The following is a 24,295-nucleotide window of genomic DNA, read 5'->3' as shown; positions in this document are numbered from 1 at the left end:
GTATGACTGCTTCTGTATCAGTTGTCGATAAAAAAGCATTTGTTAGATGGTTTTTAAAAAATTATCAATTGAAACGTCGTGAGTGTGTATGGATTTTGAATTACTTATTAAGCAACGATGAGTTATTAAAACGAATTCGATTTGTTGAAGAAGCTCACTATTGCCCTAGAGCAATGGTAATGTCAACAGTTGACTCAACAGGCGTGCCATTTCGTTTTTACAAAGGCAATGTAATGACAGCGGATGCTGAGAAATCTTTCCATGATTTACGCTTACATGAACATGAAGATATGTATATACAATTGAATTTTCCAAATGTACCTCCAAGTGCACAATACTTAGCAGTTCTTGAAGAAAACCCTTATATGCCGGAAGCACTGATTGTCAGTGAAAAAGATCGTTTACTGGCAGAAGAGCTGCTTTCCAACAGCTTACTCGTATTCCAGGAAGAAAAATTACTCGCACAAATTGATGAAGCCCTCGATCAAGGAAATGAAGAGCGCTTTTATGAATTGTCTAATTTGTTACAAGCTTTAAAGGAAACGGCTAATTTACGTTAGTTATATGTAAAAATTGAATGTCCTTTATCTACCTCAATATGATAACATATCAAGTGAATGATTGTTTTCACTTTTTATTGGCTATCCTATTGAAGAGTGGAGAAGGGCATTTTTATTTTTGCAACAAGAGGAGGTTTGCGAAATGTATTTTAATACAAGCGATGTGACATCGTTTATGGCACAGAAGGAATTTATCGATACAGCAATCGTTCCACTCGTATCCATCGATTTAACTCCTGAAAAAATGAAACAGAGTGGTACAGAGGCGGATTTTTTGTTGTCCCTCACATCTTTTATCGAACAACAATTTAAAGGCCGTCTATTACTAATGCCACCATTTTCGTATAGTGCAACATTAAAAAACGAAGATATGCCGAAGCAATTAGATGCACAATTACATAATGCTGGTTTTAAGCATGTGTTCTTCATTACTTGTGACCATTTTTGGACAAATATTGGAGATGAAGTAAATGTTATTTGGCTACCAGCGATTCCGTTAGAAAGTATGGATAAAGGCGTGAAGAACTCCATTCTCGAAGATCAATTGCGACAAGTGATTCCGATGCTTTCGACCAAATGGGCACAAATTTAACAATTTGTTTCAATAAATGTTCACATTCTCCATCTTTCCACAGAAATGCTATATTGACCAAGCTATGGACTTGATATATCATAGATATGTCCTAGTATTACTATTTGTAAAAGTATGTCCGTTGGACTGACCTTTAAGTTAGAGGGGGGAAAAAAATGAGTAATAATCGAGTTTCACGTCGTCAATTCCTAAGCTATACACTAACTGGTGTAGGTGGCTTTATGGCGGCAGGTATGCTGATGCCAATGCTTCGTTTTGCAATAGACCCAGTACTACAAAAACATGGTGGTGGGAACTTTATAAAAACAGAGCATAAAATCGCTGATATTACTGACAAACCTGTTAAAGTTGACTTAAAATTTGAACAAGTTGATGCATGGTACAAATCAGAAGTAACAAACGTAGCATGGGTTTTCAAACAAGGCGATCAAATCGTTGCATTATCTCCTGTTTGTAAGCATTTAGGATGTATGGTGAACTGGGGAGAAAATTCAGAATACCCAGATCAATTCTTCTGTCCTTGTCATGGTGGACGTTACGAGAAGAATGGTAAAAACATACCAGGAACACCACCAACAGGTCCGCTGGATGAATATGAAGTTAAAGAAGAAGCTGGTTACTTATTGCTTGGTCCAACTAAAGCAAATACTCTAGTTTAGTAAGGGGGGTACAAAAAAGTGCTAAATAAAATTTATGATTGGGTCGATGAACGCTTAGATATTACACCAATTTGGCGTGATATTGCCGACCACGAAGTGCCAGAGCACGTGAACCCTGCACATCATTTTTCAGCATTCGTTTACTGTTTCGGTGGATTAACTTTCTTCATCACGGTAATACAAATACTATCAGGTATGTTCTTAACAATGTACTATGTACCAGACGTAGTGAATGCTTGGAAATCAGTTTATTATTTACAAAACGAAGTAGCATTTGGTGAAATCGTACGCGGTATGCACCACTGGGGAGCTTCATTAGTAATCGTAATGATGTTCTTACATACTCTTCGTGTATTCTTTACAGGTTCTTATAAGAAACCTCGTGAATTAAACTGGATGGTTGGTGTAGGTATTTTTGGTGTAATGATGGGTCTTGGTTTTACAGGATACTTATTACCTTGGGATATGAAAGCATTATTCGCTACAAAAGTAGGTATCGAAATTGCTGCATCTGTACCGTTTATCGGTGAATGGATTAAAATCTTATTAGCGGGTGACTCAACTATTCTTGGTGCTCAAACGTTAACACGATTCTTTGCGATTCATGTATTCTTCTTACCTGCAGTATTGTTTGGGTTACTTGCAGCACACTTTATCATGATTCGTCGTCAAGGAATTTCAGGGCCGTTGTAATAGTTCTTGACGGTTCGATGATTTTTTAAAGGAGGGGACATAATGCATCGCGGAAAAGGAATGAAATTTGTTGGTGATTCTCGTATTAAAGCGAATCACAGAATGCCGAACGTTCCAAAGGATTATTCCGAATATCCAGGTAAGACGGAAGCTTTCTGGCCGAACTTCTTACTAAAAGAATGGATGGTTGGTGCTGTATTTTTAATTGCTTATTTAATTTTAACAGTTGCACATCCATCACCACTTGAAGGACCAGCTGATCCGACAAGAGCATACGTGCCATTACCGGACTGGTACTTCTTATTCATGTATCAATTATTAAAATATTCATATGCTTCTGGTCCATATAATGTTATTGGAGCAATTGTAATTCCAGGTCTTGCATTTGGAGCGCTATTATTAATGCCATTTTTAGATAAAGGTCCAGAACGTCGTCCATCTAAACGTCCGTTACCAACAGCGTTTATGTTATTGACTCTGGCAGCTATGTTTTACTTAACATGGGAAGCTGTTGCTAACCATGACTGGGAAGCTCAAAAAGCAATGGGCGCAATTGAAAAAGAAGTTAAAGTTACTATTGATGAATCACTACCAGGTTATAAAATTTGGAATGGTGAAGCAGGTGACTCAGCTAAAACTTGTATCGGCTGTCATGCGGCTGACTTAAAAGGTGGCCCAGCTGCTCCAAAATTACTTGGTAATACACTAACAGCTGAAGAAGTTGAAGATATTATGCATAATGGTCGTGGCAAAATGCCACCTAAACAATTCAATGGTACAGATGAAGAATCAAAGCAATTAGCTGAATTTATTGCGAGCTTAAAAGAAGATAAATAAGTATAGTTTAAAAGAGTCAGGAAACTGGCTCTTTTTTTCTTCTAGTATAATAATGTGACTGTTACAACGTCAAAAAAGTTCCCGCTAAAAATATATTTGCTTCTATAATATTTATTAGGATATACATACAATTTAATATATTCGAAAGTGGCGGGGAATTCACCGGAATTTATGTAGTCCTAACCGTGTGTAATACCCTAACATTTGATGTGGTCTATTTTTAAGAGGAATGTTAAAAAAAGCTCATCAACAAATGTTAGTTTAGGATGACATTGGCTGAAACGTAAGCTATATATAAGTTGTTTCCGTTCCGACTGGACGCCCCAGGAAAGCGCCCAGTCGAAACGGAAATCAACCCCACGTTATGGATATGAGCAAAAAAATATTGCCAATATTCATTAATAGAAAGAATGTGGCAAATTAAAGATTATTTTATACATAATAACAGTTAAAAAAGGCATCTTAGTAAAGACAGAAGATAAAGGAGTTTTAATTATGCAAATTACACGTGCAAACATCTGGTATCTCCTTACGCATAAATCATTTTTAATACTTTTACTTATTATCAATCTATTAGGAACTATTTATGGATATTATTGGTATGGAGGGCAGCTTGCCATCACGAAGCCAATTTTTTATATTTTTGTGCCAGATAGCCCGACAGCCAGCTTATTCTTTTGCTTTGTATTGTTAGCATGGATTATGGGAAAAAAATGGCCGCTAATGGAAGTGCTAGCACTTATAACACTAGTGAAATATGGAATCTGGGCTGACGTTATGAATATTTGGACGCTGATTGAAACTGGATCTATTGGTTGGCAAGGCTGGATGCTTGTGGGCTCGCATTTTGCGATGGCTGTCCAAGCAGTTCTATATCTCGGTAAATATGTATTTTCATATTGGCATGTTGTCGTAGCGGCGGTATGGACATTGCATAATGATGTGATTGATTATGTATTTGGCCAAATGCCGATGTATCGAGATTTAGCAGATTATACAAGCTATATTGGCTATTTTACTTTTTGGTTATCAATTGCAACTATTTTTTTAGCCATCTTCTCAATTAGGTGGCGCAAATATTTGCCGAATTAGGTAATTGATTATAGAATTATAGTATCGAGGTAGAAAGGGGTTAGAAAATTGTCGACAAGTATGTATATTGTTTATTTTGCAATAATAATGCTACTGCCACTCTACGCACAGATGAAAGTAAAGGGCACGTATAATAAATTTGCAAATGAACGTACAATGAAGGGACAAACAGGTGCAGAGGTAGCGCGTGCGATTTTAGATGCGAACGGCTTATATGATGTACGAGTTGTTCCAACGCAAGGTGTGTTGTCTGATCACTATAATCCGGCGACAAAAACAGTTGCTTTATCGGAAAGTAATTTCTACGAGGCGAGTATTGCTGGTGCGGCAGTTGCTGCTCACGAGGTTGGCCATGCTATCCAGCATAAAGAAGCTTATTCAATGCTGACATTACGTAGTAAGCTAGTACCAGTTGCAAATATTTCATCTAATATGTCTTGGATATTTGTAATGATTGGTATTTTTGCAAGTAGTTCGAATATGTTACTTTTAGGTATTGTATTATTGGCAGCAGGTGTGCTTTTCCAATTAGTAACGTTACCAGTAGAGTTCGATGCTTCAAAGCGTGCGTTAGTGCAAATGAATTCTTTAGGAATTATTACAAATGAAGAAGAGCGTCCAGCACGAAAAGTATTAAGTGCTGCAGCATTAACATATGTTGCCGCAGCAGCAGTTGCTGTATTAGAGTTACTACGTTTAGTATTAATCTTTACAAATATGAGAAATGACGACTAATGAAAAAACTTGTTGTAGTGGTATTTCACTATAGCAAGTTTTTTAATCCTTAAACTATGTTTTTACTGAAATGCTCACCTCCAACAAATTTTTTATTTGAGGAGAGTAATCAGATTGTTAGCATTTTATTGATGTTTATTGTGCGAAAGCGTAGTGTAAACGAAGCGGTAGCAGCAGATGTTTTTTGTGCGAAGGTGTAGTGTAAACGAAGCGGCAGCAACAGATGTTTTTTTTGTGCGAAAGCGCAGTGTAAACGAAGCGGCAGCAGCAGATGTTTTTTTGTGCGAAAGCGTAGTGTAAACGTAGCGGCAGCAACACGTTGTTGGTCACGAAGGCGTTAATCACAGGATGTGATTAACGCCTTCGTTCCCCTACATGCTCTCTCCAGGGTCTCATCTGTGACGCTGATTCCCAAGGAGTCACCCAGCTCCACTTCAATTAACTTGTATACAAGGAATATGTCTTAGCGAATGTCATCCACAACTTATGGTGATAAGCCATATAATATTTAATGGATCGGTTGTTTTTGGTCATCAAGTGTGAAGCCTTCACCTGCAACATCTCGTACTTCTATTATAGATACGAAAGCGTGAGGATCTACTTCATGAATAATAGATTTTAAGCGTACAACCTCATTGCTGCCAATAACACAATAAATAACTTCTTTTTTTTGCTTAGTAAAATGGCCATGACCTTCAAGTATAGTGATGCCGCGTTCCATTCGTAATGCAATCATCTCAGCAATGGCGCTCGATTTTTCAGATATAATAAGTGCTCCGCGTGCTGCATATGCTCCTTCTTGAACAAAATCAATGACACGTGCGCCAACAAATACCGCAACAAGGGTATACATCATAGAGCGTTCATCTAAAAACGTTAGCCATGATAAGATAATGACAATTGCGTCAAAGATAAACATCGTTTTACCCATACTCCAGCCAAAATATTTATGCCCAAGGCGAGCTAAAATATCTACACCACCAGTTGTACCACCGAAGCGGAAGACTATACCGAGCCCTAGTCCAACAAAAATCCCAGCAAAAAGAGCTACAAGTAACATATCGTCCTCTAAATGAATAGTAAATTGATATTTTTGGAAAACTTTAAGGAAAACTGAAACAGATAAAGTTCCAACAAGCGTATAAATAAATGATTTTTTCCCGAGTAAACGATAACCAATAATAAACATAGGGATATTTAATAGTAAATTCATTAAGGCAGGGTCCCAGCCTATTGTAAAATATAGTATGAGTGTAATCCCACTTAATCCACCTTCACCAAGCTGATTTTGCATGTTGAAGTGGACGAAGCCGAAGCTAAAAATTGCAGCTCCGAGCATTATTGCAATGATATTACGGATTTTGATCTGTTTTAGCATATGACCTCCTGAAGTCCCAAACATATGAAGTAATACTATCTATTATCTGACATTTTATTGTTTTTGACAACACCGGTGTAAATTTTATACGATGGTAAGTAGGAGTGTGATTTTAATGACTGAACAAATGACAATGCAAGCTTTACAGCAGCGTGTGGATGATTATATAGGACAATTTAAGGAAGGCTACTTCCCGCCATTCGAGTTACTGGCACGTTTAACCGAGGAGCTTGGTGAATTGTCTCGCGAGGTGCAGGACGTTTATGGGCAAAAGAAGAAAAAGAGTACAGAGGAAGTAAACAGTATTGAAGAAGAATTAGGTGACTTTTTCTTTGTTTTAGTGTGCTTTGCAAATGCTCAGGGCATTAAATTAGATGAAGCACTTTTACGAGTTATACATAAATTTGAAACAAGAGATAAAGGTCGCTGGACTAGAAAGGATGAAGAATAATGTCAATTCGTGTAGCTATAGCAGGACCTAGAGGAAAAATGGGGGCTGAGGCTGTACATACCGTCATGAAGCATGACAAAATGGAATTAGTAGCTGTACTAGATTATAAGGAAGTAGGAAAAACATTAGCTGATTTGGAAATGTTTCCAGCAAGTTATACGGCTCCAATCTTTACAGATATGTCTGAGCTTGTAGAGGCAACTGCACCAGACGTATTAGTGGATTTAACAAGCCCGCATTCAGTATACAAACATACTAAAGAGGCCTTGACTTTAAATGTAAGACCTGTAATTGGTACAACGGGCTTTACAGATGCACAACTTGTGGAATTATCAGCAATTGCAAAAGAAAAAGAGCTAGGCTGTATAATTGCTCCAAACTTTGCGATAGGGGCAATCCTGATGATGAAATTTGCTAAGGAAGCAGCAAAATATTTACCGGATGTTGAAATTATTGAAATGCACCACGATCAAAAACTAGATGCTCCATCTGGAACAGCTGTTAAAACGGCACAATTGATTCAAGAGGTGAGAGCACAAAAAATGCAAGGACATCCAGAAGAAAAAGAAACACTTGAGGGTGCAAGAGGGGCAGAATTTGATGGCATGCGTATTCACTCTGTTCGTTTACCAGGTTTAGTGGCACACCAGCAAGTTTTATTTGGTGGAGATGGGCAGCTATTAACAATTCGTCATGATTCTTTAAATCGTAATTCTTTTATGTCAGGAGTAGCATTCTGCGTAGAAGAGGTTATGAAAATGGATCAACTTGTATATGGTTTAGAAAACATCATCTAAAGATTGGGATGGAAGCTTAATGAAAATCGCATTAATTGCACATGATCGCAAAAAAGATAATTTAGTACAGTTTGCTATTGCTTACCGAGATATTTTAAATGAACATATGTTGTTTGCTACAGGTACAACAGGACAGCGTGTTATTGAAGCTACAGGCTTAGAGGTAACACGTTTTCGTTCAGGACCACTCGGTGGCGACCAACAAATTGGCGCAATGATTGCCAATAATGATATGGACATGATCATTTTTTTCCGTGATCCTTTAACAGCACAACCACATGAGCCGGATGTTTCTGCACTTATTCGTCTTTGTGATGTTTACCAAGTGCCACTAGCCACAAATATGGGAACTGCAGAAATACTACTGAAAGGCCTACAAGAAGGCTTTGTGGATTGGAGACTGATTCAAGAAAGACGAAAATAAAAAAAGACGTGATTTAGAAAGGATGATAATCGAATGAAAAAGCTAAAAATTGGCATTACCTGTTATCCAACCGTTGGAGGCTCTGGTGTTATTGCAACAGAATTAGGAAAAATGCTTGCAGAGAGAGGACACGAAATTCATTTCATCACCTCAAGCGTACCATTTCGATTGAATAAAATTTATCCAACCGTCTTTTTCCATGAAGTAGAAGTTAACAATTATTCAGTATTTCAATATTCGCCATATGATATAGCATTAGCGAGTAAAATGGCGGACGTGATTAAGGATGAAGAACTAGATGTGCTTCATGTGCATTATGCAATCCCACATGCTGTCTGTGCTGTTTTAGCACGTGAAATGAGTGGTCGTGACATTGGAATTGTCACAACGTTACATGGTACAGATATTTCGGTGCTTGGGCAGGATTCTACTCTTTCACAGGCAATTAAGTATGGCATTGACAAATCTGATATCGTTACGACAGTGTCAGAGGCATTAAAGCAACAAACCTATGAGCTCATTGATACAGTAAAGCCTATTAACACGATTTACAACTTTGTTGATGAACGTGAATACTTCCCGCGCAATCCAGGAATTTTAAAGGAACAATTTGGCATTCAAGAAGATGAAAAAGTTATTATTCACGTATCTAACTTCCGTAAAATTAAAAATCTCCCGCATATTATAGACGCTTTTATGAAGATTCGTGCAAACATGAAGGCAAAGCTGTTACTTGTAGGAGATGGCCCAGAAAAGCATCGTGTAATGGATCAAGTAAAAGAAAGTCCTTATATGAAGGATGTTCTGTTTTTAGGCAAACAAGAAAATTTGGCTGAATTGTATGCGATAAGTGACCTTAAATTATTACTATCACAGCAGGAATCATTCGGGCTAGTTTTACTTGAAGCAATGGCTTGTGGTGTACCTTGTATTGGATCAGCTGTAGGTGGTATTCCAGAAGTCATTGAGCATGGTGTAGATGGCTATATAGTAGAATTAGGTGATACGGACGCAGTAGCAGAATATGCCGTGGACCTATTGAATGATGAAGAGAAATTACAACGCTTCCGCGAAGCAGCTATCCGTGCTGTTGATGAAAAATTCCATTCATCTAAAATTGTAGAACAATATGAAAAATTGTATGAAAAGGTTGCTGAAAGAAATCATGCAAAACAATAAAGAATGGCAAGCAGCCTATTCAGTTATTGAACAACTAGAAAAAGCAGGCTTTGAAGCAGTAATAGTCGGTGGTGCGGTACGAGATGCCATACTCGGCCGTCCTGCTCACGATGTAGATGTTGCAACAAATGCCATGCCAGACGAAGTAAAGTCTGTCTTTAATCACACTGTTGATATAGGGATTCAGCATGGGACGGTACTTGTTATCATGCCAGCTGGATCGGTGGAGGTAACGACATATCGCACAGATGGAGAATATACGGATCACCGTAGACCCGAGGAAGTGCATTTTGTACGTTCGTTAAAAGAAGATTTACAGCGCCGAGACTTTACGATGAATGCCATAGCGATGCGTCGTGATGAGTCTTTTGTTGATTTTTACGGAGGACGCCAAGATATTGATGCTGGTGTCATTCGAGCTGTTGGTGACGCACAGAAACGCTTTTCAGAAGATGCATTACGAATGCTACGAGCTGTGCGTTTTTCTGCACAGCTTGGTTTTCTAATTGAATCAGAAACCTTGAAAGCAATGCAGGACAAGGCTGATAGTATTTCTTGGATTGCGAAGGAGCGCATAAAGGCAGAGCTCGATAAGTTATGGGTAGGGAAAGATGTTTTTAATGGTATAAGAAAGCTTGAGGAAAGTAGCTTAGTGAATTATTTGAATGGTACTTTTCAATCTAATGACTGGTATGAATTTAACACGCAGGACAAGCTATTAGGCTGGGCATATTTTGCAGTGTTGCAGGGGGATCATTGGAGAGAAGTGCTAGGAAGCTATCGTTTATCGAATAAGGAGATGGCATTTGTAAAAGCTGTAGTAGCAGCTTTTACAGCTTTCCAAAATGGCTGGACAAACATGGATTACTTTTTGTATACACAACAGGAACTCGAGGCAGCTTGTTATTTTGCGGAGCTGAGACAGCTTGACGTTCAAATGCCACAGCAAAGTATTCATGAAATACAGTCAAAACTTCCCATAAAACATAAACAGGAGCTTATTGTAAACGGTACGGACTTATTAAAATGGTCTGGAAAAAAGGGTGGACCATGGGTAAAAGAAGCGTTGCAGGCGATGCTTGAAGCAATTGTGAATGGCGAGCTTCAAAATGACCGACAACAGATTAAGAATTGGATAGAACACGATTATTTTAAAAAAGAATGACGATTTTTAAACAAGGAGCCGGTCTCAAAACATAAATGAGACGGCTCCTTATTAGTTTAAGTTCTAGTTTTTGGTTCTATAATATTTTTTTCTTATCACCAAAAGCTAGAGGTGTACCATGTGTATAAGTTGATTGTAGTGGAGGCTGGGCGACTCCAAGAAGCTATGCTCTGTGCGAAAGCGAAGCGGCAGCGATAAAAGCGCCCAGCCGGAACGGAAATCAACCCTACTTTATGACGGCGATCCAACGAACCGAAGCAAAATAGTTAACAACGAATAACTAGTAGCTAAAAGATATTTGATGATAGATTGTGGTCAATTGTCATAATTTACAGTATGATAAATACAATTGAATCAATATTTTGCAAGTAAATAAAAAAATTTATAGCAGAGTTTAATAAAGGATTGATTAGCATGAGTATTTCTATGAAGGATGAAATTTTAAAAAGAATATTAGCTGCTAATGGTGAAGCGGTTTCAGGTCAGGAGCTAGCAGATTCCCTTGGAGTATCACGTACAGCTATCTGGAAACATATGCAGTCGCTACAGGAGGAAGGCTATACATTTGAAACCGTAAAGAAAAAGGGCTATGTACTGACTGGTGTGCCAAATAGCTTAAGTCCAACACAAGTTGAACTATTTTTAAATACGGAACGTTTTGGACGTGAAATTCATTATTTTGATGTTGTAGATTCAACACAAACAATCGCCCATAAGCTTGCACAGGAAGGCGCTCCACATGGCACTATTATCATCGGGGAGGAACAAACAGCCGGTCGTGGTCGAATGGCCCGTCCATGGGAATCTGCAAATGGCACAGGTATTTGGATGACCATTATTGTGAGACCGGATGTTACTCCTCAGCAAGCTTCATCGTATACGCTTGTCGCAGCAGTTGCAGTTACGATGGCTATTAAAACATTATATAAACAGATCGAACCAGCCATTAAATGGCCAAATGATTTGCTCATTAACGGTAAAAAATGTACAGGAATATTAACAGAAATGCAGGCTGAGGCAGACCGTGTACAAGCACTGCTAGTAGGCATAGGTATAAATGCAAATCAAGTCGAATCGGATTTCTCCCCAGAAATTGCTGATATTGCTACATCTTTACGTTTAGAAGCGGGTGAGGAGATTAATCGTGCGGCTCTTGTCGCATCTATTTTACAATATTTAGAACAATTCACGGAATTATACGTGGATGAGGGCTTTACTAGCATTAAAAAGCTCTGGGAACAAATGTCATGTACTATTGGACAACGTATTGAAGTAACAACTCTACGCGAGCGCTTTGAAGGCATTGCCAGTGGGATTACGGATGAAGGTGTACTACAGCTAACAGAGGATAATGGTACAGTCCGAACAATTTATGCTGGAGATATAAAAATTTTATAACTAAAAGGCTGCAAGAATCATATGAAACTTGCAGCTTTTTTGTGTGTTCAATGTAATTTAGATTCTCTATTTGCGAAGTAAGTGTTTCTAGTGGCGCAAAAGAGTGCACAACAGGCGAATAACTGCTTCTATCATCTAAATTGGAGATGCTCACTTTATTTCAACGTTATCTGTAAGTCACCATATGAAAGTGTTGCTTTTAGCTGGTTATCACCATTATAAGATTGCGATACCTTGCTGTTTTGATCCTTCTTATCAACTGTAAGATCCCCGAAATCAGTTTGTAATTCATAGCCAAGCTCACTTCTTTTATTTTGTAAGTGAAGTGTAGCATCCCCAAAGTTAGACGTAATAGTGGATTGACCATTTAATGTTCCATCGATGTTAATATCACCATGCTCACTTTCGGCAACGAAGCCATTACTTGAAAATTGTTGTAGCTTCATATCACCAAATGATTGTGTAATCTCTGTTTTATCACCAGTAGTGTCTTTAAAAATAATATCTCCAAAATCTTCAATTAGATTTAACTCTTGATATTTCAAACCACGAATCGTTGTATCTCCAAAATTACTATTAAGGACAACGGTTTTCAATTTTACATCTGAAGGAACATAGATTTTGATGGAAGGAGTTCTGAAGTTACCAAATCCGAATTCTAAGCCATTCTTCTTCCTACCCTTTGTTTCAACAGTTAATGTATTATCTTTAATACTGTACGTCACATCATCATTATTAACTACATTTGTATCTAATGCATAATGATCACTAGCAATAATTTCAACATCTCCATAGTGATTGATAACATTGAGGTTAGTGAAATCGTCTAGTTTATAGGAATTGTTTACTAGTTTATTATTCTCTGGTAATTGGATGCCTTCATCATTTAACACAAAACTCCATTTCCCACCAGAGAAATAACCAACAAGAGCTAACAGTATGCCAAAAGCAATCATAGTAATGGCAATATGGGTATGTCGAGACGTCATTAGTATCCCTCCTTCCGTTTCTTCGTTATTTTATGGAATAGTTTACCTAATGCTTCAACACATACAACAACGATTTTTTTGATCAAACGACCAACAATCGGGAAAATCAGGATGCCCAGACCTGTTACAATAAAGCCAATACCCATAAAGAGTAACGCTGTCGGCCAGTCTTTAGTTAAAATGAAGAAGCCTGAAATAAGTGCAACGATTCCAGCGAAAAAGATACTACATACAGTTGCTATAATCGCAATGATAACGCTGAATATAACTGCTCCAAATGAAAAAATAAGTGCTATTGCAACTACGAGTAACGGTAATGAAAGTGGGGCAGATACTATTGCTAGAATGATAAGCCAAATCGCAGAAACATTTTTCTTAGTCGAAGTTGAGGTTGCTTCTAAATCCTTTAATGCATAGTCAGCCATTATTTGTGATGCAACATGAGAAGGAGAGCCTAGCTGTTGAATGACATGCTGTTCGTTTTCCTCTCCTGCTTCATCGAAATATTCCTCATAATAGGCAAGCGCAGCATCAATCTCATGCGCTGGAAGACGTTGTAATTTCCCCCGTAGCTTTTTCAAATAGCTTGCTCTATTCATCATATTTCCCTCCTAAAAGTACACAATCAACTTTTTCTTTATATTTTTTCCATTCTTTTAATAGCTCCAGTAACCGTACTCGACCTTGCTCGGTAATTTGGTAATAGCGTCTATTTCTACCTTGGTAGGGCTGATCGTAGGTTGTTAAGCAATTTGCTTTTTGTAAACGACGCAATACTGGATACAGAGTAGATTCTGATATATCCATTACAGATTGTATTTGCTGTGTTAAAGAGTAGCCATAAGCATCTTCTTTATCGACGATGGCGAGTACACAAGCGTCAAGTAAAGCTGATCCAAGCTGAAATGTCATCTTTTCTCACCTCACAATGTAATACCTATACAGAGATTTATATTATATGTCGTATAGTATGGTGGAAGTATATTACATATATTATCAATTGTCAAATTTTATTAAAAATATTTGTACGGAAATAAAAGTGATAGTAGTATCATTTTTTTATTGACAATAAAAGGGATTTTGAATACGATAAAAATGACAATAGTGTCATTTTAAATGTTTGGAGGTAGAGATAATGCCAAAGGTAAGCCATGAATATGTGCAGGAAAAGAAAAACAGTATTTTAGAAGCAGCCATAGCAGTATGTAAGGTAAAGCCGCTCTATGACATTACGATGAGAGATATTATTAAAGCGTCAGGGATAAGTCAAGGTGGTATTTATCGTTATTATTCAGACTTGGATGAAATACTCATTGAGGTTATTAATCAAGTAAATGTAAATGCAGACTATAAACATATTATCGATGAAATTAAGAATACGAGTAATTCTCCCGAAAAAACAATCATTAAATTATTTAATTTTCTTGGAGAGTACATGAAGGAAAACGTATCAACAGTTGGCAAAATCCAATTTGAGCTTACGATTTTATTTGCTAACAATCCAGATAGAGAAAAGAAAATTTTATCGAATATTTATGAGAATGAAAGTGGGCAATATTTTATGCAACAAATTTTTCATTCAATCCATAAGGGTATTTCTTCAGGATGTTTTCAGCCTGAGGTTTCGATAGAGGATCTATCTACTTTTATAATGACGTCCATTGATGGCATTGTGAGAGACGTTGTCTTGCAAAAATGTTACGGGGTGTTCTCAAATGATCGAGTGCAGTTTGATGAGGTTCGTTTGATGAATACACTTTGCAAATCCGTATTATTACTATTGGGTACGAAAGAAGGAGAGGATTAAAGTTGGGATTAGAGATAAGAAGATTTCTATTTTATACCTTTGCAACGTCTTGGATAATATGGGGCAGTTTAGCCTTATTAACACAGCTGAATTTACTGAAGTTTGGCAATGCAATATATATGCTATTGTTTATTCTCGGCGGAATTACTCCTGCAATTTGTGAGATTTGGTTGAAAAAGAAATATTCGACTAAAGAAGAGTTCAAATCATTTATCCATAATGTAAAAAATCCTAAGCATCCTGTATCTTGGTATATTTTTGTAATCGGATTGGCATTTGCGGCTTTTTTTTACCAACGCTTTGGGGCGGAGCAACTATGGAGAATCCAATGTATCTGGCGTTACTTGAATTGCCAATCATGATTATTGGAGGAGGGGTGGAAGAAATCGGTTGGCGTGGTTTTTTACAGCCTACATTACAAAAAAGATGGTCTCCCTTCACGAGCACAATGATTGTGGGCGTTATTTGGGCAGTCTGGCATCTGCCATTATGGTTTGTCATTGGATCAAATCAAATAAACATGAACTTCCTATGGTTTTCTTTAATAACTTTAGCGTTATCCTTTTTATTGACGATCATTTACCAATCCACTAAAAGTATTTTTCTCTGTATTATTTTCCACGCTTTCACCAATTCATTTTGGGATGTTTTTGTACCAGTGACAAATGTATCGTCAGGTTTATTAATATTATTATTTGCCCTGTTCCTATTTACAATGTTTGAAGTTTATCGAAAATCAATCTTTCAGAAACGGATGATTTGAATTTAGTAATATATATTAACCGTAATTATTAGAAAATAATATTTGAAGATTACAAGTGGAATCTGTTATAGTATGTGCGAAGGGCAGTATCCTTGTGAACGGCACCTTCAAAATGTAAGACCTATTTACAATAAATATCTGCCTTGATCTTTTAATGACAGGGACGGAAGAAAACAAGCGTTCAAAAATATAACTTGATCAATGGAATGGGCAATTCTCTTAAAGAGATTACAATTCCTTTATTTAAGTTATGGCCTCTATTCATGAATAAGAGGTGATTTTTGATAACGAACGAAACACTACCCTTCTGTCCATTTTAGGAACAGAGGGGTTTTTCTGTTTTCTTCCCTTAAAAAAGGAGGACTACATGATGAAAACGACTTCAGATTTTGTAAAGATGAAGGCAGCAGGTGAGAAAATCGTTATGCTTACTGCGTATGATTATCCTGCTGCAAAATTTGCCGAGGAAGCAGGCGTCGATATGATTCTAGTGGGAGATTCACTAGGTATGGTAGTACTAGGCTATGATTCTACAATGCCAGTAACAGTAGCCGATATGGTTCATCATGCAAAAGCAGTGCGCCGCGGGGCAAAGGATACGTTTGTTGTTGTGGATATGCCATTTGGTTCGTACCACGGCGATGTAAACGAAACGTTGAAAACGGCAGTATTCATGATGCAGGAGACGAGAGCTGATGCACTTAAGGTAGAGGGTGCAGGAGATGTTATTCCAGTAATTCGTAAATTAACGTCGGCAGGCATTCCGGTGGTAGCACATTTAGGTTTATTACCACAATCGGCAGGTGTGCTTGGTGGTTACAAAGTACAGGGCAAAACAGCTGAGCAGGCAACGAAACTTATCGAAGATGCGAAACAATGCCAGGAGGCGGGTGCTTGTGCAGTTGTTTTAGAATGTATTCCACATCAGTTAACAGAAATGGTATCTGCTAATCTTATCATTCCAACGATTGGTATTGGAGCTGGAGTAGAGGCTGATGGACAAGTTTTGGTTTATCATGACATGTTAAGCTACGGTTCACATCATGTACCAAAATTTGTGGAACAGTTTGCTAATATGGGACAAGAAGCAAGCCGTGGAATTGCTGGTTACGTGGAAGCGGTAAAGGCGGGTACATTCCCTGCACCGAAGCATTTCTTCACGATGAAAGAGGAAGCATTGGATCAGCTATATGGGGGCGTAAAGTAATGAAAGTTGTAACTACTATCCAGGCACTAACCGTAGAAATCCAAGCAGCTAAGCAAGCTCAAAAAACAATTGGACTCGTTCCAACAATGGGTTATTTACATGAGGGCCATTTAACGCTAGCAAAAACAGCTCGTGCTGAAAATGATTTAGTCGTTATGAGTATATTTGTAAACCCAACGCAATTTGGGCCAAACGAAGACTTTGAAAGCTATCCGCGTGATTTGCCACGCGATACAGCTTTGGCAGAGTCTGCTGGTGTAGATATTGTTTTTGCACCAAGTGTTGAAGAAATGTATCCGCATGACGGTGGTATTCGTATTCATGCAGGTGAACAGGCAACAATTCTTTGTGGGGCGAGCCGTCCAGGACATTTTGATGGTGTTTTACAGGTCGTATCTAAATTATTTCACTTAGCACAGCCTACACGAGCTTATTTCGGACAAAAAGATGCACAGCAGGTTGCTATTATTGCTACGATGGTACGCGATTTTAATTTCCCGTTGGAAATGCGAGTAGTACCCATTGTACGGGAGGAGGACGGCTTAGCGAAATCCTCTCGTAATGTCTATTTAAGTGAAGCGGAGCGTCTTGAGGCACCAGCGATTAATGAAGCGCTACAGCTTGCTCGTGAAAGCTTTTTAGCGAATGGTGATGTAGCGAATGCACTTGCTAAAGCAAAGGTGCACATTGCAGCACGTACACATGGCCACATAGACTATATTGAGCTATTAGCGTATCCAGATTTAACACCAGCAACTGCTGAAACTGAGCAAGTGCTTTTAGCAGTAGCCGTCTATATTGGTAAAACTCGTTTAATTGATAATTGTATCTTTAATGTGAAAGAAGGATTGTAAAATGTTACGAATGATGATGAACAGTAAAATCCACCGTGCTACAGTGACACAAGCAGATTTAAACTATGTTGGATCTATTACGATTGATGAGGATATTTTAGATGCGGTAGGGATGCTACCAAACGAAAAGGTGCACATCGTCAATAACAACAATGGCGCACGCTTTGAAACTTATATTATTGCGGGAGAACGTGGATCAGGCGTTATTTGTGTGAACGGTGCAGCAGCACGTCTAGTACAACGTGGAGATATTGTGATTATTATTTCTTATGTGTATGTAGATAATGCAGAGGCGAAAGATCATAAGCCAACAGTAGCCATTATGGGCGAGGGCAATACAATTAATGAAATGATATCGTATGAGCCAGAAGCAACAGTGATGTAATTGGCTGAGACATAAGTATATATTTAACGTAAAATTGAAAAATTTCACATCAGAAAAGCGCGAGAAATCAACGTTTCTAAAAATTGATTGCTCGCGCTTTTTAAAGTTATGACTAGTGTTGTCCTGGTCTCTTCTATGTTTTAGTAAATAATTATTGGTGAAACGAGATAAACCAAGGGCAATCGCTGATAAACCTTCAACAATCGCTGATAAAATAGCGAAATCGCTGATAAACCTTCAACAATCGCTGATAAACCTCCAAAGATCGCTGATAAAGGTAATAAACTCACCAATAAAACTCTGAAAAAAGATTTCTGAAATTGATTGCTCAAGCTTATTAAAGTTATGAGTAGTTTCGTCCCGGTCTCTTCTTTTTGTGTACTATCTAAAAGGGCAGAGGGATGCCGCTGAGCCAAATATATGATAAAATTCATCTATCTAATGTGAACTGTGAGTTGAGATGTATGATGGAAAGTCAAAAGTATGCAATTGTTGATTTAGAGACGACTGGTCATTCACCGGCAAATGGGGACCGAATGATTCAAATAGCAATTGTAATTATGGAAGATTGGAAAATTGAGCGTACCTTTACGAAGTTTATTTATCCAGGTAAAGCTATTCCAACTTTCATTCAGGATTTAACGCATATTACGGATGAGGATGTAAAGGATGCCTTGCCGTTTGAGGCACATGCCGACTACATATATGAACTGCTTGCTGATTGTGTGTTTGTCGCGCATAATGCGGATTTTGACTTATCTTTTTTACAAGCAGAGTTCAAGCGCGCGGGCTTACCGAAATGGCAGGGTAAAAAGATGGACACGGTTGAGCTTGCCAAAATATTGTTCCCGATGTCGCTAAGCTTTAAGCTAGGTGATTTAGCAGCAGATTTAAATATAGAGCTAACAAATGCACACCGAGCAGATGACGATGCGCGTGCAACAGCTGAGCTTTTTAAACGTTGCTGGAAGGAGTTACTCAGTCTTCCTCAGCTAACCCTTGAACAAATGCATAAACGTTCATTCAGATTGAAATCAAATTTATCTCAGCTTTTCTTCGAGGCTCTTCAAATTAAACGACAGCACGTAACTGCTAATGAAAATGTCTCCTACTACCGCAATTTGGCTATTTGTGATGGACGGAAAAAGCATACAAATAATACGGAGATTGTATCATATCCACAAACAGCAGCTGATAAAACATCTTTAATGGCAAAGGCCATGTTGAATTTTGAGCAACGACCAGCGCAATTCGAGATGATGGACACTATTTGGCAAGCACTAAATGACAAAAGAGAGTGCGTTATAGAGGCCTCAACAGGGATTGGTAAAACAGCGGGCTATCTACTTCCTGCGATTTTGTATGCTCGATCAGTCGATAAAAAAATTGCGATTAGCACATATACATCACATTTGCAGGAGCAGCTTGTTGAGGAAGAGTTACCAAAGATTGAAAAAATCCTTGGCACTAAAGTAAATATTGCTGTTCTAAAGGGCATGCAGCATTATATTGACGTGGCACGCTTTGAGCAATGTATGGCTTATGCTGATGAATCTTATGATGATACCTTTACGATTTTACAAATTCTTGTCTGGCTGACCAAAACAGAAACAGGTGTGTTAAGTGAGCTCAATGTATCTGGTGGTGGACAACTATTTTTAGAGAAAATCCGGAAAATTCCTGATGAAAAACCTTCAAAGGGCATTGATTTCTATGAGCAAGCGTTAAAAAATAGTGAGTTTGCCGATTGTATTGTAACGAATCATTCTATGGTACTCAGTGATTTAGTCCGTCAAACTCCGATTTTTACAGAAATTGACGGATGGATCATTGACGAAGCACATCAATTTATACAGTCTGCCATGCAGCAGGACGAAATTGTCTTCTCCTATACGCAGTGGAAGTACATTTTTGGTCAAGTAGGAACGATGGAGGAAACTGCTTTGTTCCAGCAATTTTGTCAGGCAGCTAAGAAAAAACAACGTGTTCCTATGCAAAGTTTGCAACGATTAGATGCACAATTTATACGCCTGCAACGCACATTCGATGAAACTATTCAACGAGCTGTTCAAAAAATGCAGCAACAAATCAAAGGTAAACAAGCTAGTAGCAAATGCACTTTGTTTTTAGAAGATGTATCGCTAGCAAAAGAACCGCTTTTACAAGTGAGTAAGCTCACACAGCAGTGGCTTGATCTTGCGACAGAAGTAGGGCATGTCTTTGAAAATAATATTGAGCAATTAGATAAAAATGAGCTCTATATTTTATCGGAATGGCATTATTGGATCCGTGAATTAAAGGTAAAAATTGCGGAATGGGAGGAAATTTTCCTATCCCCACAGGTTGATAATTCAGTGTGGTTAGAATTCGATTTACGGAGCGTTCCAGGAAGCTTACATGTCTTTAAAAAGCCTGTTAATGTCACACCTATAATTGAAAAAGTACTTGCACCGCTTCGTAAACAGGCAAGTATTGTGTGGACTTCAGGTACTTTAACTGTGCCAGGTAATGAGCGTTTTGTGACGCGTCAACTCGGTATTTCTGATAGTGTGCAAGTAATAAAGCTACAAGCGCCACCATCCTATTATGCAGGGGCGAAGGCATTTATTGTCACAGATATGCCTGATATTCAACATGTGTCACAGGATGAATATATTGAAGCGGTCGCCCAAGCCATTACACGTACAGTCCGAATGACAGAGGGACGTTGTTTTGTCCTATTTACCTCACAGGATATGCTTCGAAAAACTGTGGACCTTATTCAAGATAGTGAACTCCTTGATGACTATATGCTCTTCGCACAAGGTGTAACTGGTGGTAGCCGTATGCGTATTCTGAAATCATTCCAAAAGTTTAGCCACTCCGTCCTCTTTGGTACAAATAGCTTTTGGGAAGGTGTGGACGTTCCAGGAGACGCACTTGCATCGGTTATTGTTGTGCGCCTGCCGTTCTCCTCGCCAGAAGAACCTGTATTTAAGGCGAGAGCAAAACATATTACCGCACAAGGTCGTAATTCCTTCAATGAGTTATCGCTACCAGAAGCCATCATGCGTTTTAAACAAGGCTTTGGTCGTTTAATCCGTTCATCACAGGATAAAGGAGCCTTCATTGTTTTGGACCGCCGCATTTCAACAAAGTCGTACGGTAAGGAGTTTATCAAGGCTTTACCACCGATTGATGTAAAGAAATTGCAGCTACCGGAGTTGTTAAAGGAACTTAATAATTGGCATAAATAGATGGAATCCCTTTTAGTAGTTAGCTAAAAGGGATTTTTTTGCTGGCTACCCATTGTTCATACAATAGAACGTTAATTAAACGAATTTTATATTTATTAAATTATTTCATAATACATTGAATATTGAATTGATACATATTATATTATTCACGAATATGAAATCAGGGGGAATGATGAATATTGGAATGGAAATAAAGAAAATGAGAACTGAATAGGAATTACTTTGAAAGAGTTAAGTGAAAAAAGCGATCTATCTGCTGGATTTCTGTTCTCAATTAGAAAGGGGGGCTTACAACCATAGCAGTTGATTCACTTGAAAAACTAGCTGATATTTTGAAAGTACATTTTACACATTTTATTGATTATCCACATTAAAGGAAAGATATAGTTTTAAGAAGTTATGAACATGAGATAATGGATTCAGTAGAAGGTGGTTTTGTTAAATATAGTTTAAGTACAAATTTGGAAAATAAACAACTTGTTCCAAGGCTTATAGAAATTCTTCCTCAAAAGAAAGATGAAGAAATATTTTCCTATAAGCATGAGGAAGAAGAGTTCATTTATGTTTTAGAGGGAATATTAACAGTTTACATAAATGGAAAGAGTCATGAAGTGTATCCTGATGACAGTGTTCATATGGGCTCAAATATTGCCTACAATTGGGCTAATTATACAAACAAAAAGATCAAGATCATGGCTGTTAATACGGCCTATTTTTCTATAATAGTGGGTTTAATACTATACCGAAATGACCGACGTCGTATCGGCCCTCACGTTGTTGCTGTCGCTACGCTTTCGCACAGACAAGAACACGTTGTTGCTGTCGCTCACTGCGCTTTCGCACAAAAAATCTGCAGGACTAAGCACAATTTAAAATCCGGACGCAATTACGCCAAGGCGTGATTGATAATAACAAAGTTTACAGCTGTAATAATTAGTATAATACTAGCTACATGGTAGTATGGTCGTGAAAGTAAGGAATTTTGTCTTAAAGAAAACGGAGGTATTGTTAATGAATATCAAGGATAGGGTCGAAAAGTTAAGACAGCTAATGAAAGAAAATCAAATGGATGCTTATATCATTCCTAGTTTTGATGCACATCAGAGTGAATATGTAGCGGAACATTGGAAATGTAGACAATGGATATCAGGATTTACAGGATCTGCAGGTACTGTAGTTATTACATTAGATGATGCTGGATTATGGACAGATGGTAGATACTATATTCAAGCTGAAAAGCAGCTTGAGGGCTCAGGAATCAGATTATTTAGAATGATGGATCCAGGAGTACCATTTTATACAGAATGGCTAGCAGATGTTCTTAAAGAAGGTAGCATTGTGGGCTTTGATGGAAATGTTTTTTCAATTAAACTGGTTAAAAAGATGGAAAAAGATCTAGAGGCAAAGAGAATCGTATTAAATATGAATCAAGATTTAATTGGTGGTCTTTGGGAAGATAGACCAGAGGTTCCTAAAGGACCAATTTTTACACATGACGTAAAATATGCAGGCAAGTCACGAGTAGAAAAATTAAATGAAGTAAGAGAAGAAATGAAAAATAAAGGAGCAAATTATTATATTTTCACTGCTCTTGATGACATTGCATGGCTATTGAATATAAGAGGGTCCGATGTGCCTAACAATCCAGTTGCAATAGCTAATGTAATCGTAGCAGAACATAAATGTTATTTATTTATTGATTCTTGCAAGGTTCCCTCTTTGGTTAAATTAGAACTAGAGGCTGAAGGAATCGAGCTAAAAGCGAATCATGAAATACAAACATTCTTGGGGAATCTTTCAAGTGGAGATGCCATTATTTTAGATTCGAATAAAACAAATATCACATTATATAATGCCATTAACAGTAATACAAAGAAAATTGAAAGTCCTGACATCACAACTAATTTAAAAGCCATTAAAAATGAAGTTGAGATAAAAAATTTAAAATGGTGTGAAATAAAAGATGGTTTAGCCATGGTGAAATTTATAAAATGGCTAAAAAACTTTGTAGATAAAGAAGTAATTACAGAGATTACTGCAGAAGAAAGATTAGAAGATTTCAGAATGGGGCAGGAAGGATATTTTGGACCTAGCTTTGATACGATAGCAGGTTATAAAGAACATGCTGCGATGATGCATTATAAAGCCAATAATGAAACGCAATATACTCTTAAGAATGAAGGTCTTTTTTTAATTGATTCAGGCGGACAGTATTATGATGGAACAACAGATATTACACGAACGATTGTTTTAGGAAAACTTACCGATGAACAAAAAAGAGATTTTACTTTGGTGTTAAAAGGATTTATTGCATTAAGCGCAGTAAAATACTTATATGGAGCAACAGGTTCTAACTTAGATGTTTTAGCAAGACAACCCATTTGGCAGTATGGTTTGGACTATAAATGCGGGACAGGACATGGAGTAGGTTTTTTCTTGAATGTTCATGAAGGACCACAAAGCATAAGAAATAATAATAATGATGTTATATTAGAAAAAGGCATGATTATTACGAATGAACCGGGAATATATCTTGAAGGTAAATATGGAATTAGAATTGAAAATATGATGTTAGTAGTTGAAGACGAGAAAACAGAGTTTGGTCAATTTATGAAGTTTGAAGCAATCACGTATTGCCCTATTGATTTAGACGGTATTGATAAAGATATGTTAACAGAGAGTGAAAAGCAATGGTTAAACAATTATCATCAAGAAGTATACACAAAGCTATCTCCTTATTTAAATGAAGAAGAGCGAGTATGGCTAAGGGAAGAAACTAGGGAAATATAAATAGGTATTGCCGGATAGTAATATTTATGGTTACCCGACAGAAGACTCCCACTTCAAGGAATGAGAAGGGTGTAGCCCATGCTCATGCTGGGAAAGTTATGGCTGCCATTGCTGCTGCGATGCTGGCGCAATCGGAATTAATTGAACAAGCAAAGCAAGAGCTTAAAGAACGTTTAGGAAATGAGATTTATCAAAATCCAATTCCTCAAGATGTTAAACCTTCATACATCCGCAAATACTTATCTAACGTAATCGAATAATTGAAAAAGAGGCGTCAAGACAAGAAATTGTCATCGACGCTTCT

25 protein-coding genes and 1 pseudogene are annotated in these 24,295 nt (G+C 37.7%); 22 read left to right on the top strand and 4 right to left on the bottom strand.

All coding sequences use genetic code 11. The features are described 5' to 3' along the window. The first annotated feature begins 2 nt into the window (after nucleotides 1-2). From ACQKMV_RS09120 to ACQKMV_RS09090, 7 genes are all read left to right on the top strand, one after another. Nucleotides 3-560: a ReoY family proteolytic degradation factor gene (locus tag ACQKMV_RS09120; protein WP_132359230.1), complete on the top strand. Its 558-nt coding sequence runs from the start codon at nucleotides 3-5 to the stop codon at nucleotides 558-560. 142 nt (nucleotides 561-702) lie between these two features. After that, nucleotides 703-1,152 carry a DUF2487 family protein gene (locus ACQKMV_RS09115; protein ID WP_427503514.1) on the top strand — a complete coding sequence of 150 codons (450 nt, stop codon included), beginning with the start codon at nucleotides 703-705 and terminating at the stop codon, nucleotides 1,150-1,152. A gap of 155 nt (nucleotides 1,153-1,307) precedes the next feature. Then, nucleotides 1,308-1,811: a ubiquinol-cytochrome c reductase iron-sulfur subunit gene (locus ACQKMV_RS09110; RefSeq protein ID WP_427424617.1), complete on the top strand. Its 504-nt coding sequence runs from the start codon at nucleotides 1,308-1,310 to the stop codon at nucleotides 1,809-1,811. An 18-nt stretch (nucleotides 1,812-1,829) separates the two neighbouring features. Continuing rightward, nucleotides 1,830-2,504, top strand: a complete 675-nt coding sequence (gene qcrB, locus ACQKMV_RS09105; RefSeq protein ID WP_049666761.1) for a menaquinol-cytochrome c reductase cytochrome b subunit — start codon at nucleotides 1,830-1,832, stop codon at nucleotides 2,502-2,504. Between the two features lie 42 nt (nucleotides 2,505-2,546). Then, the gene (locus ACQKMV_RS09100) at nucleotides 2,547-3,341 is read left to right on the top strand and encodes a c-type cytochrome (protein WP_427503513.1); all 795 of its coding nucleotides are present in this window, start codon (nucleotides 2,547-2,549) and stop codon (nucleotides 3,339-3,341) included. A gap of 495 nt (nucleotides 3,342-3,836) precedes the next feature. Further along, nucleotides 3,837-4,433: a DUF1405 domain-containing protein gene (locus ACQKMV_RS09095; RefSeq protein WP_427503511.1), complete on the top strand. Its 597-nt coding sequence runs from the start codon at nucleotides 3,837-3,839 to the stop codon at nucleotides 4,431-4,433. A gap of 60 nt (nucleotides 4,434-4,493) precedes the next feature. Beyond that, nucleotides 4,494-5,168 (top strand): zinc metallopeptidase, encoded by a 675-nt coding sequence (locus ACQKMV_RS09090; protein ID WP_427503697.1) that lies wholly within the window; start codon nucleotides 4,494-4,496, stop codon nucleotides 5,166-5,168. 508 nt (nucleotides 5,169-5,676) lie between these two features. On the opposite strand, the gene ACQKMV_RS09085 is transcribed toward ACQKMV_RS09090, so the two are convergent. After that, a complete protein-coding gene (locus tag ACQKMV_RS09085; RefSeq protein ID WP_427503510.1) occupies nucleotides 5,677-6,546 on the bottom strand; it encodes a YitT family protein in 870 nt (289 codons plus the stop codon). A gap of 115 nt (nucleotides 6,547-6,661) precedes the next feature. On the opposite strand from ACQKMV_RS09085, the gene ACQKMV_RS09080 reads away from it, so the two are divergent. The 6 genes from ACQKMV_RS09080 to ACQKMV_RS09055 all read left to right on the top strand — a co-directional run bounded on the left by ACQKMV_RS09080 (nucleotide 6,662) and on the right by ACQKMV_RS09055 (nucleotide 11,960). Continuing rightward, complete coding sequence (locus ACQKMV_RS09080; protein ID WP_427503509.1) at nucleotides 6,662-6,997, top strand: nucleotide pyrophosphohydrolase; 336 nt, start codon at nucleotides 6,662-6,664, stop codon at nucleotides 6,995-6,997. After that, nucleotides 6,997-7,794, top strand: a complete 798-nt coding sequence (dapB, locus tag ACQKMV_RS09075) for a 4-hydroxy-tetrahydrodipicolinate reductase (RefSeq protein ID WP_427503508.1) — start codon at nucleotides 6,997-6,999, stop codon at nucleotides 7,792-7,794. The genes ACQKMV_RS09080 and dapB overlap by 1 nt, the downstream gene beginning before the upstream one ends. 19 nt (nucleotides 7,795-7,813) lie before the next feature. Beyond that, nucleotides 7,814-8,218, top strand: a complete 405-nt coding sequence (gene mgsA, locus ACQKMV_RS09070; RefSeq protein WP_427503506.1) for a methylglyoxal synthase — start codon at nucleotides 7,814-7,816, stop codon at nucleotides 8,216-8,218. Nucleotides 8,219-8,251: 33 nt separating this feature from the next. Then, complete coding sequence (gene bshA / locus ACQKMV_RS09065) at nucleotides 8,252-9,397, top strand: N-acetyl-alpha-D-glucosaminyl L-malate synthase BshA (RefSeq protein ID WP_427503504.1); 1,146 nt, start codon at nucleotides 8,252-8,254, stop codon at nucleotides 9,395-9,397. Further along, complete coding sequence (locus ACQKMV_RS09060) at nucleotides 9,384-10,562, top strand: CCA tRNA nucleotidyltransferase (RefSeq protein WP_427503503.1); 1,179 nt, start codon at nucleotides 9,384-9,386, stop codon at nucleotides 10,560-10,562. The genes bshA and ACQKMV_RS09060 overlap by 14 nt, the downstream gene beginning before the upstream one ends. A gap of 414 nt (nucleotides 10,563-10,976) precedes the next feature. Further along, on the top strand, nucleotides 10,977-11,960 hold the full coding sequence (locus tag ACQKMV_RS09055; protein WP_427503502.1) for a biotin--[acetyl-CoA-carboxylase] ligase: 984 nt from the start codon (nucleotides 10,977-10,979) through the stop codon (nucleotides 11,958-11,960). Nucleotides 11,961-12,115: 155 nt separating this feature from the next. Here ACQKMV_RS09055 and ACQKMV_RS09050 read toward each other — a convergent pair whose 3' ends face one another. Genes ACQKMV_RS09050 through ACQKMV_RS09040 form a run of 3 tightly spaced genes read right to left on the bottom strand, consistent with a single transcriptional unit; the run spans nucleotide 12,116 to nucleotide 13,861 of the window. After that, the gene (locus ACQKMV_RS09050; RefSeq protein ID WP_427503501.1) at nucleotides 12,116-12,949 is read right to left on the bottom strand and encodes a DUF4097 family beta strand repeat-containing protein; all 834 of its coding nucleotides are present in this window, start codon (nucleotides 12,947-12,949) and stop codon (nucleotides 12,116-12,118) included. Next, complete coding sequence (locus tag ACQKMV_RS09045; protein ID WP_427503500.1) at nucleotides 12,949-13,551, bottom strand: DUF1700 domain-containing protein; 603 nt, start codon at nucleotides 13,549-13,551, stop codon at nucleotides 12,949-12,951. Before ACQKMV_RS09045 ends, ACQKMV_RS09050 begins: the two co-directional genes overlap by 1 nt. Continuing rightward, complete coding sequence (locus ACQKMV_RS09040; protein ID WP_427503499.1) at nucleotides 13,541-13,861, bottom strand: PadR family transcriptional regulator; 321 nt, start codon at nucleotides 13,859-13,861, stop codon at nucleotides 13,541-13,543. The genes ACQKMV_RS09045 and ACQKMV_RS09040 overlap by 11 nt, the downstream gene beginning before the upstream one ends. Nucleotides 13,862-14,084: 223 nt before the next feature. On the opposite strand from ACQKMV_RS09040, the gene ACQKMV_RS09035 reads away from it, so the two are divergent. The 9 genes and pseudogenes from ACQKMV_RS09035 (at nucleotide 14,085) to ACQKMV_RS08995 (ending at nucleotide 24,251) form a co-directional block, all read left to right on the top strand. Further along, on the top strand, nucleotides 14,085-14,756 hold the full coding sequence (locus tag ACQKMV_RS09035) for a TetR/AcrR family transcriptional regulator (protein WP_427503498.1): 672 nt from the start codon (nucleotides 14,085-14,087) through the stop codon (nucleotides 14,754-14,756). A 2-nt stretch (nucleotides 14,757-14,758) separates the two neighbouring features. Then, a pseudogene (locus ACQKMV_RS09030) lies at nucleotides 14,759-15,519 on the top strand (CPBP family intramembrane glutamic endopeptidase). A 370-nt stretch (nucleotides 15,520-15,889) separates the two neighbouring features. Further along, a complete protein-coding gene (gene panB / locus ACQKMV_RS09025) occupies nucleotides 15,890-16,726 on the top strand; it encodes a 3-methyl-2-oxobutanoate hydroxymethyltransferase (RefSeq protein WP_427503497.1) in 837 nt (278 codons plus the stop codon). Then, nucleotides 16,726-17,580: a pantoate--beta-alanine ligase gene (panC, locus tag ACQKMV_RS09020; protein ID WP_427503496.1), complete on the top strand. Its 855-nt coding sequence runs from the start codon at nucleotides 16,726-16,728 to the stop codon at nucleotides 17,578-17,580. Before panB ends, panC begins: the two co-directional genes overlap by 1 nt. Nucleotide 17,581: 1 nt before the next feature. After that, on the top strand, nucleotides 17,582-17,965 hold the full coding sequence (gene panD, locus ACQKMV_RS09015; protein ID WP_427503494.1) for an aspartate 1-decarboxylase: 384 nt from the start codon (nucleotides 17,582-17,584) through the stop codon (nucleotides 17,963-17,965). 464 nt (nucleotides 17,966-18,429) lie between these two features. Then, entirely contained in the window at nucleotides 18,430-21,201 is a 2,772-nt protein-coding gene (dinG, locus tag ACQKMV_RS09010; protein WP_427503493.1) for an ATP-dependent DNA helicase DinG, read from the top strand. Between the two features lie 413 nt (nucleotides 21,202-21,614). Continuing rightward, nucleotides 21,615-22,103 carry a cupin domain-containing protein gene (locus ACQKMV_RS09005; protein ID WP_427503492.1) on the top strand — a complete coding sequence of 163 codons (489 nt, stop codon included), beginning with the start codon at nucleotides 21,615-21,617 and terminating at the stop codon, nucleotides 22,101-22,103. A 109-nt stretch (nucleotides 22,104-22,212) separates the two neighbouring features. Further along, the gene (locus ACQKMV_RS09000) at nucleotides 22,213-23,991 is read left to right on the top strand and encodes an aminopeptidase P family protein (RefSeq protein WP_427503491.1); all 1,779 of its coding nucleotides are present in this window, start codon (nucleotides 22,213-22,215) and stop codon (nucleotides 23,989-23,991) included. Nucleotides 23,992-24,017: 26 nt separating this feature from the next. Further along, a complete protein-coding gene (locus tag ACQKMV_RS08995; protein WP_427503489.1) occupies nucleotides 24,018-24,251 on the top strand; it encodes a hypothetical protein in 234 nt (77 codons plus the stop codon). Nucleotides 24,252-24,295 lie beyond the last annotated feature (44 nt).

The organism is Lysinibacillus sp. NPDC094403, assembly GCF_050278745.1.
Lineage (GTDB): Bacteria > Bacillota > Bacilli > Bacillales_A > Planococcaceae > Lysinibacillus.
This window is presented reverse-complemented; position numbering and strand designations above follow the sequence as displayed.

Excerpts from the sequence above, each read along its gene's own strand:
- ACQKMV_RS09120 (WP_132359230.1), top strand. The coding sequence starts at position 3 with ATGACTGCTTCTGTATCAGTTGTCGATAAAAAAGCATTTGTTAGATGG.
- ACQKMV_RS09115 (WP_427503514.1), top strand. The coding sequence starts at position 703 with ATGTATTTTAATACAAGCGATGTGACATCGTTTATGGCACAGAAGGAA.
- ACQKMV_RS09110 (WP_427424617.1), top strand. The coding sequence starts at position 1,308 with ATGAGTAATAATCGAGTTTCACGTCGTCAATTCCTAAGCTATACACTA.
- ACQKMV_RS09100 (WP_427503513.1), top strand. The coding sequence starts at position 2,547 with ATGCATCGCGGAAAAGGAATGAAATTTGTTGGTGATTCTCGTATTAAA.
- ACQKMV_RS09095 (WP_427503511.1), top strand. The coding sequence starts at position 3,837 with ATGCAAATTACACGTGCAAACATCTGGTATCTCCTTACGCATAAATCA.
- ACQKMV_RS09090 (WP_427503697.1), top strand. The coding sequence starts at position 4,494 with ATGTATATTGTTTATTTTGCAATAATAATGCTACTGCCACTCTACGCA.
- ACQKMV_RS09085 (WP_427503510.1), bottom strand. The coding sequence starts at position 6,546 with ATGCTAAAACAGATCAAAATCCGTAATATCATTGCAATAATGCTCGGA.
- ACQKMV_RS09080 (WP_427503509.1), top strand. The coding sequence starts at position 6,662 with ATGACTGAACAAATGACAATGCAAGCTTTACAGCAGCGTGTGGATGAT.
- dapB (WP_427503508.1), top strand. The coding sequence starts at position 6,997 with ATGTCAATTCGTGTAGCTATAGCAGGACCTAGAGGAAAAATGGGGGCT.
- mgsA (WP_427503506.1), top strand. The coding sequence starts at position 7,814 with ATGAAAATCGCATTAATTGCACATGATCGCAAAAAAGATAATTTAGTA.
- bshA (WP_427503504.1), top strand. The coding sequence starts at position 8,252 with ATGAAAAAGCTAAAAATTGGCATTACCTGTTATCCAACCGTTGGAGGC.
- ACQKMV_RS09060 (WP_427503503.1), top strand. The coding sequence starts at position 9,384 with ATGCAAAACAATAAAGAATGGCAAGCAGCCTATTCAGTTATTGAACAA.
- ACQKMV_RS09055 (WP_427503502.1), top strand. The coding sequence starts at position 10,977 with ATGAGTATTTCTATGAAGGATGAAATTTTAAAAAGAATATTAGCTGCT.
- ACQKMV_RS09050 (WP_427503501.1), bottom strand. The coding sequence starts at position 12,949 with ATGACGTCTCGACATACCCATATTGCCATTACTATGATTGCTTTTGGC.
- ACQKMV_RS09045 (WP_427503500.1), bottom strand. The coding sequence starts at position 13,551 with ATGATGAATAGAGCAAGCTATTTGAAAAAGCTACGGGGGAAATTACAA.
- ACQKMV_RS09040 (WP_427503499.1), bottom strand. The coding sequence starts at position 13,861 with ATGACATTTCAGCTTGGATCAGCTTTACTTGACGCTTGTGTACTCGCC.
- ACQKMV_RS09035 (WP_427503498.1), top strand. The coding sequence starts at position 14,085 with ATGCCAAAGGTAAGCCATGAATATGTGCAGGAAAAGAAAAACAGTATT.
- panB (WP_427503497.1), top strand. The coding sequence starts at position 15,890 with ATGAAAACGACTTCAGATTTTGTAAAGATGAAGGCAGCAGGTGAGAAA.
- panC (WP_427503496.1), top strand. The coding sequence starts at position 16,726 with ATGAAAGTTGTAACTACTATCCAGGCACTAACCGTAGAAATCCAAGCA.
- panD (WP_427503494.1), top strand. The coding sequence starts at position 17,582 with ATGTTACGAATGATGATGAACAGTAAAATCCACCGTGCTACAGTGACA.
- dinG (WP_427503493.1), top strand. The coding sequence starts at position 18,430 with ATGATGGAAAGTCAAAAGTATGCAATTGTTGATTTAGAGACGACTGGT.
- ACQKMV_RS09005 (WP_427503492.1), top strand. The coding sequence starts at position 21,615 with ATGGATTCAGTAGAAGGTGGTTTTGTTAAATATAGTTTAAGTACAAAT.
- ACQKMV_RS09000 (WP_427503491.1), top strand. The coding sequence starts at position 22,213 with ATGAATATCAAGGATAGGGTCGAAAAGTTAAGACAGCTAATGAAAGAA.
- ACQKMV_RS08995 (WP_427503489.1), top strand. The coding sequence starts at position 24,018 with ATGGTTACCCGACAGAAGACTCCCACTTCAAGGAATGAGAAGGGTGTA.